The organism is Verrucomicrobiota bacterium (assembly GCA_016871535.1).
In the GTDB taxonomy this organism is placed as follows: domain Bacteria; phylum Verrucomicrobiota; class Verrucomicrobiia; order Limisphaerales; family SIBE01; genus VHCZ01.
This window is the reverse complement of record VHCZ01000228.1, coordinates 1-9,818: the sequence shown is the minus strand read 5'-3', so window position 1 is coordinate 9,818 and position 9,818 is coordinate 1. Positions and strand designations below refer to the sequence as shown.

9 protein-coding genes and 2 pseudogenes are annotated in these 9,818 nt (G+C 58.8%); 10 read left to right on the top strand and 1 reads right to left on the bottom strand.

Annotated features, from left to right (window positions below; all coding sequences use genetic code 11):
• Positions 1 to 112: 112 nt before the first annotated feature.
• Positions 113 to 717 (bottom strand): annotated as a pseudogene (locus tag FJ398_21855) (carboxymuconolactone decarboxylase family protein).
• A gap of 327 nt (positions 718 to 1,044) precedes the next feature.
• On the opposite strand from FJ398_21855, the gene FJ398_21850 reads away from it, so the two are divergent.
• The 10 genes and pseudogenes from FJ398_21850 (at position 1,045) to FJ398_21805 (ending at position 9,818) form a co-directional block, all read left to right on the top strand.
• Positions 1,045 to 1,404 (top strand): helix-turn-helix transcriptional regulator, encoded by a 360-nt coding sequence (locus FJ398_21850; protein MBM3840555.1) that lies wholly within the window; start codon positions 1,045 to 1,047, stop codon positions 1,402 to 1,404.
• Positions 1,405 to 1,418: 14 nt separating this feature from the next.
• Positions 1,419 to 2,045, top strand: coding sequence for an ImmA/IrrE family metallo-endopeptidase (locus tag FJ398_21845; protein ID MBM3840554.1), 627 nt, complete (start codon positions 1,419 to 1,421; stop codon positions 2,043 to 2,045).
• A 351-nt stretch (positions 2,046 to 2,396) separates the two neighbouring features.
• Positions 2,397 to 3,044: a hypothetical protein gene (locus FJ398_21840; GenBank protein ID MBM3840553.1), complete on the top strand. Its 648-nt coding sequence runs from the start codon at positions 2,397 to 2,399 to the stop codon at positions 3,042 to 3,044.
• A gap of 670 nt (positions 3,045 to 3,714) precedes the next feature.
• Positions 3,715 to 4,323: a hypothetical protein gene (locus FJ398_21835; protein MBM3840552.1), complete on the top strand. Its 609-nt coding sequence runs from the start codon at positions 3,715 to 3,717 to the stop codon at positions 4,321 to 4,323.
• Entirely contained in the window at positions 4,121 to 5,782 is a 1,662-nt protein-coding gene (locus tag FJ398_21830) for a tetratricopeptide repeat protein (GenBank protein ID MBM3840551.1), read from the top strand. The genes FJ398_21835 and FJ398_21830 overlap by 203 nt, the downstream gene beginning before the upstream one ends.
• A 2-nt stretch (positions 5,783 to 5,784) precedes the next feature.
• On the top strand, positions 5,785 to 6,849 hold the full coding sequence (locus tag FJ398_21825; protein ID MBM3840550.1) for a hypothetical protein: 1,065 nt from the start codon (positions 5,785 to 5,787) through the stop codon (positions 6,847 to 6,849).
• Between the two features lie 6 nt (positions 6,850 to 6,855).
• Complete coding sequence (locus FJ398_21820; protein MBM3840549.1) at positions 6,856 to 7,377, top strand: SAM-dependent DNA methyltransferase; 522 nt, start codon at positions 6,856 to 6,858, stop codon at positions 7,375 to 7,377.
• Positions 7,378 to 7,492: 115 nt separating this feature from the next.
• A complete protein-coding gene (gene rnhA, locus FJ398_21815; GenBank protein ID MBM3840548.1) occupies positions 7,493 to 8,161 on the top strand; it encodes a ribonuclease HI in 669 nt (222 codons plus the stop codon).
• A 37-nt stretch (positions 8,162 to 8,198) separates the two neighbouring features.
• On the top strand, positions 8,199 to 9,383 hold the full coding sequence (locus FJ398_21810) for a sigma-54-dependent Fis family transcriptional regulator (protein ID MBM3840547.1): 1,185 nt from the start codon (positions 8,199 to 8,201) through the stop codon (positions 9,381 to 9,383).
• A 299-nt stretch (positions 9,384 to 9,682) separates the two neighbouring features.
• A pseudogene (locus FJ398_21805) lies at positions 9,683 to 9,818 on the top strand (ISNCY family transposase).

Here is a 9,818-nt window from a genome sequence, read left to right as displayed (position 1 = left end):
GGCGAAAAGCTTGACTCATTTCGGACAGTTTTTTATGGCTAAGCCCAGACCGTCGCTTCGCTCCGACCACTGTCCGAGTTCGATTGGAATAGGTGTCCGACAATTATCGGAATCAGTGTCCGCTTTCGCCGGAATCCGCACAGCCGCAACCCGTGCTGCACGCTTCGGCCGGGGCAGCGATTTCACCGGGCTTGACCTCGGGGAAATCCACCACCGTGCGTGCGACGTGGTTCACGTAGTTGGTGAAAATGTTCACCGCGACGTTCGCGACGTTCGCGACGATCTCGCCGTCCATCAGACCGGCGGCGCGGGCGGACTTGAGCGCGCTGTCGCTGATTTCGCCGCGTTGCACGAGGATGCTCAACGCGAGCTTCAGAATCGCATCGGTCTTGTCCGACGCGGCATTCGTCTGGCGCGCGGCGGCGATGTCCTGTTCGGACAGGCCGACCTTCCCGTCGATGAACGTGTGCGCGCTCAGGCAGTAGCTGCACAGATTTCCCTCGGCGACCGCGAGGGCGATTTGCTCGCGCACCCTGGCGTTGAGCGCGCCACCGCCAGCGCGCCGGAGAAGTTGAGGTAGCCTTCGAGTGCGGCAGGCGAGTTGCCGAGCACGCGGAAGAGGTTCGGTACGATGCCGAGTTTGGCTTGGACGCCGTCGAAGAGTTGCTTGGTCTTGCCTGTCGCGGTGGCCGGGTCGAGTTGAGTGATGCGGTTCATGATCGTTCTTTCGGTTTCGCTTTTGTTTCGTTTGTTCATGCCGCAATTCGCGGCGCTGCCAACTCCTATCACTGGAATCGTGCCAGGTGAGGGATTTCTCCAAAACCCCTTCAAACACTGGGTAATTCAGGAAATACTGAAAGACAGCCCTGCTACGACACTTCGTAATTTACGAATTGTCGTAATACCAAATGACGCTTATTCGTAATGCAGAAGTTCTGCGCGCGTCTCGCCGAAAACGACGAGGCGGCAAACTCTGCCCACGGAATTCCCTCTTGCCATTGCCAGCGGGTGTGGTAGTAAATTAACCACAACGAAACCAAGACTATGTTCGGCGAATTTATAAAACAAATCCGGGCAAAACAACGTCTCGGCCTACGGGAGTTCTGCCTGGAACACGGGCACGACCCCAGCAACTGGAGCAAGATTGAACGCGAAGTGCTCTCGCCACCGCGCGACGAGGAAACCCTCCGCACCTGGGCCAAGCAACTCGGCCTCAAACAAGGCTCGGACGACTGGCTAAAGTTCTTCGACTATGCCGCCGTGGATGCCGGGCGCATCCCGGATTACGTGCTCAAGGATGAGGAGCTGGTTGAGAAGCTACCTGCTTTCTTTCGCACTCTCTCCGGTAACAAACCGACCGACGAGGAACTGGAAAACCTCATCAAACTGCTGCGCGAACGCTGAACCACCGGGCAACCATGGACGCGCAGCGATTCAAAGCTCCTTATCTCCGACGCACCGATATTTGGAGACAGGCGGACGAACTGCGCCAACGCCTGTTACCCCAAGGCACGCTCCCTGTCCCCGTACTCGATCCTGTAGAATTCGATCTCGGATTGGAACTCGTGCCCAAAGCGAGCCTTCGACGCGCCGGCGATATTGACGCCCTGTTGCTGGGCGACCTCAAAACCATTGTGGTGGACCGCGACGCGTTCATGGACCCGCGGGCAGAGAACCGGCTGCGCTTTTCCGTCACGCACGAGATTGGTCACTTGATTTTGCACGGCGAACTCTATCGCAACCTGCGCCACGCGAATGCGGAGGGATGGCGGGAATTCATCAAAAACATCCCGGAGCGGGAATACAGTTGGCTGGAAAGCCACGCCTACGAATTTGCCGGGCGATTTCTCGTCCCGCCTGTAACGTTGCGAGAATCCCTCAAAACCGCCGTTGAAACCGCGCGTACGGCTGGATTCACGGAATGGGATGCCAGTGGCGAAACCGCCCTCGGTTTCATTGCCAACCACATCTGCCGGCAATTCGGGGTGTCCGCCGAAGTCATCGCCCGCCGCCTGCGCATCGAGGAATTCTGGCCACCCAAATGAAGCGATGAACCACTGCACGTCCACTTACGAATCCGCGCAAGCCGCCGGCTATTCGGACTGGCTGGCTGCCGACGAAGCCGCGCTCGACTACCTCGCCACGCGCATTGCGCCGAAGTTCGGCGTCTCGTGCCGCCGCGAAATCAAATGCGCTGAAAGCGCTACGGAAATTAGCCCAGGGTTGGTGCGCCGGTGGCCGTGCGCTAGCACCTACCCTGGGTTCACGTCCCACAAAATAATTCTCCCTCTCCTCGCCGAACGAGGAGAGGGCCGGGGTGAGGAGTCGAAATGGGGTCGAGGTCGCGTGCCGCCCTTGTCACACGATGGCTTTCCGCATAGCATCCGGCCATCCCTATGGGTGACACAGCAATCGCTGAGGCCGAAGTGGAAATCGCCGCTGAACTCGTCCACGAACTCGATGCCGACGGCAAACAACTCCGCGTCGTCAAGCTCACCGACTACACCGCAGAGAAAGTGCGGACACTCTGCGCCAGCCCGGACGAATTGCGCGCCCGCTGGGCCGATGCCGGCCAGCGCGCCGACATCATCCACCAACTCGCTGACCGCGGCATTGATGTTGCGACCGTCGCCGCGCAGGCGGGGCAACCGGACGCCGACCCGTTCGACCTGCTGTGCCATCTCGCCTTCAACGCGCCCGTGCTCACCCGCCGCCAGCGCGCCGACCGCGTGAAACGGCAGCAAGCCGCCTTCTTCCATTATTACCAGCCGGAGGCGCAGGAGATCCTGAACGAGTTACTCGAAAAATATGCGGCCGACGGGGAATTACAGTTCGTCCTGCCGGATATTTTGAAACTGCCGCCGATCTCGCAACATGGCTCAGTCGGTGAAATCGTGAGCGTGTTCGGTGGCCCGGACGAATTGCGGACGGCTGTGAACCGGCTGCAAGCCCTGCTTTACACCGAACGAGAACTTCAGCATTCATCATTCAGCCTTCAGCCTTTCCGGCTCTGCTCCCGCCCATTTCCCAGCACGACAACGTGAACGAAATCATCGGCAAATTCGGCGGCGCAGACCAACTCCGCGACGCGCGCACTGAACTCGCCTGCTGCAATTGAGAAGGCAACTATGAACGAACAAGAAATCGCGCAACTGGTTGATGAAATTGACAACGCTGGCCCTGAACAACTCTGGTGGGACAGCGATTTATTCAACCGCGCCGCTCGTGTCCGAGATGTTCGCGTGGTTCGGGCGTTGGCTTTGTGCCAGCACAGCCTTTCCAACAAGGAAGCATTCTCCGCACACGTCGTCAGGAACGCACTCAAGACGATTGACGCGCCGGATTTTGCGTTGTCGTGGAGCATCGTTGATGCGGAGAAGGACGCAGGGCAGTTAATACAGCGACTCGAAGATTTCTATTACGCGCCGTGGGCAGTCGCCTTTGTTCTCGGTGAGATTGGTGGAATTGGAGCGTTGCGCGGTGTAGCCGCCCGTCTAGGTCAGGAGCATTCCGCACGGCACTACATGATTGTCCGGATTCTGTCTCACTTGCTCGTTCGCTACCTCAAAATCCAGTCTCCCAAACCTGTCACGATGACCATGATTGATTTGAAAACGGGAGAGATGACGAAGGGTATCGCCGCCGGAGAAAGCTCGCCACAGCATCAGATGGAAATGCGTCGTCGGACAGAGGCTGACCAGCTTTTCATGCCGCTTGAACCATCGTTGGCGCAGAGCATCAAGACGCGGTTGGCTGGTATTCCAGACAAGCTGCTTAACTGCTCACGAGATCAATTTGACGCGCTGCTCGACAGAGTTCCAAAGCGATATGCCTGACGCAGAAAACATTTTCAAAACTGGTGATGTCATTGGAGGCGAATACGAAGTTTTGGGCACGCTTGGCAAGGGTGGCTTCGGCATCGTTTTTTTGGTGAGAGACCAGCAAACCCGTCACGGCTACGCGTTGAAGACTTTCCGCGATGAGTTTTTGGCGGACGCTGGCGCACGAGATTCGTTTCAGAAGGAAGCGCTCGTTTGGATAAATCTGGGAGAACACCCTTTCATTTTGGAGGCGCAGTGGGTCAAGGCGTTTTCCGGGCGGCTGTTTGTCGCTATGGATTATGTTCAGCCCGACGCCAGTGGGCGCGTCAGCTTGTTCGACTATCTTCAGTGGCGCGAGCCGATTCCGCCGGAGCAGGTCACGCGCCGAATGGGCAATTCAGTTCTGCCTGGGAATGGAGCACGCCAATGCTCGTGGCGTGAATTGTCACCGGGACATCAAGCCGGCCAACATCCTCATCTCGGAACAAGTCCTGAAGATTAGCGACTTTGGCCTTTCGGCGGCAGCGGCCAAGGGCGCTGCTGCGCTCAACGCTTCTTTGGTCGCTGGCAGTCAATCGGGCTGTTTTGGCTTCAGTGTGCTGCGGTCGGATGGAAACGTGCGCTGCGGCACGCCGGGATATATGCCGCCGGAAGTTTATCGTGGCGAACCTGCTGACGTGCGGAGCGACATTTACAGTTTCGGTTTGGTTCTCTGGCAAATGGCGACGCACAGTCCGTCACCTCCGTTTGTCGGTTCGTTTCGCGGCGACATCGAGGCTTACATGCGTGAGGCATACGACCGCCAAATGTCTGGACGCATCCCGCCTGTTGCTAGACCGTTTCGTGATGTCGTTGAACGCTGCTTGAATCCGAAGCCATCGAAGCGGTATTCAGATTTTGGCGAACTGCGTCGCGCGCTCGAACCAATCTTTCAGAATCTGACCGGAAAAGACTTCGTTGTTCCGTCCGCCGACGAACAAACGGCAAGATTCTGGAACAACAAGGGCATGTCTCTATCTGCCTTGGGACGGCGCGAGGAAGCGATTATCTGTTACGACAAAGCATTGGCCATTGACGCCGGAGAAGCCAAGATTTGGAGCAACAAGGGATTCGATCTTCAAGAGTTGGGGCGGCACGGTGAGGCGTTGGAGTGTTACGACAAAGCATTGACCATCGCGCCGCAACTCGATGGGGTGTGGAGCAACAAAGGCAGTTGCCTTGATGCGATGGGGCGGTTTGAGGAGGCGCTTGTTTGTTATGACAACGCCTTGGTCACTGATTTCCGAAATGGCAAGACTTGGAACAACAAGGGCAGAGTCCTCGGTTCTCTTGGGCGAAGTCGCGAAGCGATTGGCTGTTATCAAGAAGCACTTGCCGTTGACCCGCGCTACGCCGAGGCGTGGAACAATCTTGGCGCTTGCCTCAACACGCTCGGCAAGCACAAAGAAGCGCTGGCTTGTTACGAAAAGGCACTGGCGATTGATCCGCAATACAGCCACGCATGGTTCAACAACGGCATTGCTCTCGCCGCTCTCGGTCAACGCAAAGATGCGCTTGCATCTTACGACAAGGCCTTGGCAATTGACCCGCGTGACGCGGTTACTTGGTTCAACAAAGGGAACTCATTTGATGCGCTGGGGCGGAACGACGAAGCGATTGCTTGTTACGAAAAGGCGTTATCCATTAACCGACGATACCACGAGGCATGGAACAACAAGGGGGGCACGCTCCTTGCCCTTGGCCAATTAGAGGCGGCGGTTGTTTGTTTCGACAACGCGCTCGCCATTGATCCACACGACGCGACACGCTGGTTCAACAAGGCATACGCAGAGGATGAACTTGGAAGGTCTGCTGCGGCAGTAAAAAGCTACCGCCGGTTTCTTGATTTGGCGTCACCTCAACATACTGCACAGATTGCCCATGCCCGCGAGCGAATCGTGCGTCTGGAAGGAAGCACTTGATTATGAAAGTTGCAGTTTGCGATCCCGAGTCCTTTTATCCTCTCAGGAGTCTGGTGTCAGGCCCACTCGACACGCTGCGCGATCTCGCGGCCATTGAACGGTTCATTCGCACGGTGTTGCTTCACGACGAAATCGTCATGGAGTTGACGCCGTGGCCGTATGATCCCGAAACAGATTTCGAGTTCACCGAAGAGGAAAGGCGAGCCGGTAGGCGCAACGTAATAACAGCCATTGGGCCTGTGCTGACGGGTTTTGACTTTTTCACAGAGCAGAACGCCCGGTCACCCGTGCCAGAAATGGAATTGACGCCTTCTCTGCTTGAAGTCGCCTCTAATTTTGCGAATGCGGAAAAGGGCAATATCTATTTCGATACGCACGTAGAATATCTCAAGCGCGTTTTGGGTGTCTGCCGGCAAGGAGGCAGTGCATTGCTGGTAGGCGAATTCGGACAGACAGCAATAACCGCGACGCAGAAATATCCTGAACTCCTGTTTGAGAACCTCGATAAGGAGTGGCAGGACTACGCGACAACCATTCCACGAGATGGTTTGGGCTTGCACGTTCCGCCGATGCTTGGCGTTGTGCTTTCCAGATGCGCCCGGCGAGATGCGATTCCAGTCGTCATCCGAGAACTCCGTGCCGAGTGGGCTGACGCACGGAAGAAAGTGTGGCAGCGACTGGATGCGTTGCAAACCTGCCGAACCGTCGGCGAGGCGGTCAAGATCAAGCACGAGCTTGCTGAAGCGTCTCGCCTGTTCTCGCCACAGGAATCCAAATTCGACTCAACGCCAGTCCGAGTGCTTTGGGAAATTCTGGCTGCTCCCGCTTCCGGAGCGCTGGTCGCACAATTGTCCGGCGGCGATCCACTCAAAGGCGCGGTGACAAACACAATCACGCAAGTTGCCCGTTCAGTGCCCGGCTTTGTCCAAGAATTCGGGCGGGTGGTCTTTGGACGCGGAGCTTTTGACCTTGCCAACAAAGTCCGGCGTGAAGTTGCGCAAGTTGAATTCGATGCGCTTCGCCGGATTCTGTCGGATACCGAGCGGCGCAAACTTGGCTTGAGTTGATGGGTTATGGTCGCATTCATCAACAACGAAGAAGCGACGTTGCCCAACGGCAAGAAGGGCGCAGGGTTGTTCGCCTATCTCCGCAAGTTGACCAGTTCCGACATCGCCAGCGCGGCCAGCAGCGCCCGCGACACCGTCGCCACCGTGTTCAAGGGCGTGGACAACCGCATGAAGAGCGGTTACCTCCTGCGCGACGTCGTCAACAAGATCGCCGGCATCCATTTCACCTCCAGCGACGAATTGCACACGCTGGGCGCGCTCTACGAATCCATGGCCCGCGAGATGCGCGATGCCGCGGGCGATTCCGGCGAGTTCTACACCCCGCGCACCGTCGTGCGCTTCATGGTCGCCGTCACCGACCCGCGCCTCGGCGAGACTGTGCTCGATCCTGCCAGCGGCACGGGCGGCTTCCTCGTTGAGGCTTACAATCATCTGGCCAAACAGGTGAAGACCGTGGCCGACCGCCTCCTCACCCCGGCCCTCTCCTCATCAGATGAGCAGAGGGAGAATTATTTTGTGGGACGTTGACCCAGGGTAGCTCGGTCGAAAGCAGCCGGGCGACCGAGCAACTCTGGGCTATTTTCTGTAGCTCTGTTGGAGCATTGAATTTGTGAACGCGAACGAGAATTCAACTTCGGCTGCGTTGCCGGCAGTGGAGATCTACACCGACGGCGGATGCGAACCGAATCCCGGCCCGGGCGGTTATGGCGCGGTGCTGATTCATCCCAAGAAACGCGCTGAGGTCAGCGGCGGGTTTCGGAAGACCACCAACAATCGGATGGAGGTCTTTGCCGCCATTGCGGGGTTGGAGCTGTTGAAGCAACTCTGCCAGGTCACGCTCTACAGCGATTCGCAGTATGTGGTGAAGGCCATGATGGCGGGCTGGGTGGCGGCGTGGAAACGGAAGAACTGGTGGCGCACCAAGACCGAACGCCCGGAGAATGTGGATTTGTGGCAGCGGCTGGATGCGTTGTGCCAGACGCATCACGTGGAATTCCGCTGGGTGAAAGGCCACGCGGGCCATCCGGAAAACGAGCGGTGCGATCAGCTTGCCATGGCCGCCTTGCGCCAGCCGAATCTCCCGGCGGACGAGGGTTACGAGAACAAACCCGAGACCGACGGCGTCCGCCCTGACATGCAGGAAGGAGAGCCGTGTGGGAAATGTTCAACGCCCGTCATCAAGCGGAGCGGAAAAAGGAAACCGGGGCGCGATTACTTCTACGAGTTCCACCTGATTTGTCCGAACTGCCAAACGACTTACCACGTCGAGTCGGCGAAGCGGTTTGTGGAGCAACCGCCTTCGCTGTTTTAGCCAAGAAATCGTGAACTGCGCGAACCTTCCCCAAGTCATGGTCTCGATGGCCGAGAACCGTTCGTTGCCCGACGTGTTGCGCGCCATCGTCAGCGGCATCGCGCAATGCCGGAACGTCGTGCTCGCGCGCATCTGGCTCGTCGCACCCGGCGACATCTGCGAGTCGTGCCGCCTCCGTCCCGAGTGTCCCGACCAGACGCGTTGCCTGCGTCTCGCGGCGAGCGCGGGCAATCCAGGCGACGGCAAGGAAAACTACACGCGGCTCGACGGCGCGTTCCGCCGCATCCCGCTCGGCGTGCGGAAGGTCGGACGCGCCGGGCAATCCGGCGAACCGCTGCTGCTCGCCGATGTGCGCGGCGATGAGGAGTGGATTGCCGAGCCCAAGTGGATGAAACGCGAGGGCGTGAAGACGTTCGCCGGGCAGCCGCTCGTCTTTCGCGGCGAAGTGCTCGGCGTGCTCGCCATCTTCGACACCAAGGTTCTCGGCCAGGAGGATTTTAACTGGCTGCGCGTCTTCGCCGACCACGCCGCGGTGAGCATTGCCAACGCCCGCGCGTTCGAGGAAATCGAGATCCTGAAGGCGCGGCTGGAGGAGGAGAACACTTACCTGCGGGCGGAAGTCACTTCCGCGCTCGGCGCCGGCGACACGCGCACGCGCACGGTCAACGTCCGCATCATCGCGGCGACGAATCGCGACTTGAAGAAGGAGGCCGAGGCCGGGCGATTCCGGCAGGATTTGTTCTATCGCCTCAGCGTGTTCCCGATTGAGATTCCGCCACTGCGCGAGCGTCGCGACGACATCGCCCCGCTGGCCGCGCATTTTGTCCAGCACACCGCGCAGCGCATGAATCGTCCCGCCCCGCGCGTGACGCAGGCGACGTTGAGCCAGCTCACCGCGCACGACTGGCCCGGCAACGTCCGCGAACTGCAAAACGCCGTCGAGCGCGCCGTCATTCTGTCGCAAGGCGGCCCGTTGCGCTTCGAGCTTCCCGACGCGAAGGCCGCCGAGTCAGCGAAGCCGCACAAAGCCCCCGCGCCATCCGCGATGCTGACCCGCGACGAACTCAAGCGCCACGAACGCGAGAGCATCATTGCCGCGCTGAAGCAGAGCGGCGGAAAAATCCTCGGCGAAGGCGGCGCGGCGGAGTTGCTCGGCATGAAACCCACGACACTCGCCTCCCGCATCAAGGCGCTCGGGTTGAATCGGAAGAGGATCGGGTAAAGCGCGTGCCACCGGGTGTCACGTTCGCTGGCGCAACTTTCGCGCGAGTTCCTGTTTATTTCCTCTCCAGCACCAATACCCAGTCGCTCTCGCCCGCCGCGCTCTTGCCGGGTGGATTGAACCTAGAAACAGGAATGGCCCGGCATCGATCTGACGCAACATCTTGGCGACCACGAAGCCATCCTGAAGCAGGACGGCACGAACACCTGGAAGCAAGCCATCCGCGCCTACCTGGCCGCCATCAATTTCTGCGACGCGATCGTGGGCCACCTGCTCGCCTCCTACGACCAATCGCCCGCACGCGCTGAAAGATTGAAAACGAAAACAACAACGTGCTCAAAAACCGGGGCTATCACCTGGAGCATAACTTCGGGCACGGCAAAAAGCACCTTTCCTCGCTCTTGGCCGCGCTGAACATTCTGGCCTTTCTCTATC

Excerpts from the sequence above, each read along its gene's own strand:
- FJ398_21850 (MBM3840555.1), top strand. The coding sequence starts at position 1,045 with ATGTTCGGCGAATTTATAAAACAAATCCGGGCAAAACAACGTCTCGGC.
- FJ398_21840 (MBM3840553.1), top strand. The coding sequence starts at position 2,397 with ATGGGTGACACAGCAATCGCTGAGGCCGAAGTGGAAATCGCCGCTGAA.
- FJ398_21845 (MBM3840554.1), top strand. The coding sequence starts at position 1,419 with ATGGACGCGCAGCGATTCAAAGCTCCTTATCTCCGACGCACCGATATT.
- FJ398_21825 (MBM3840550.1), top strand. The coding sequence starts at position 5,785 with ATGAAAGTTGCAGTTTGCGATCCCGAGTCCTTTTATCCTCTCAGGAGT.
- FJ398_21820 (MBM3840549.1), top strand. The coding sequence starts at position 6,856 with ATGGTCGCATTCATCAACAACGAAGAAGCGACGTTGCCCAACGGCAAG.
- FJ398_21830 (MBM3840551.1), top strand. The coding sequence starts at position 4,121 with ATGTTCAGCCCGACGCCAGTGGGCGCGTCAGCTTGTTCGACTATCTTC.
- FJ398_21810 (MBM3840547.1), top strand. The coding sequence starts at position 8,199 with ATGGTCTCGATGGCCGAGAACCGTTCGTTGCCCGACGTGTTGCGCGCC.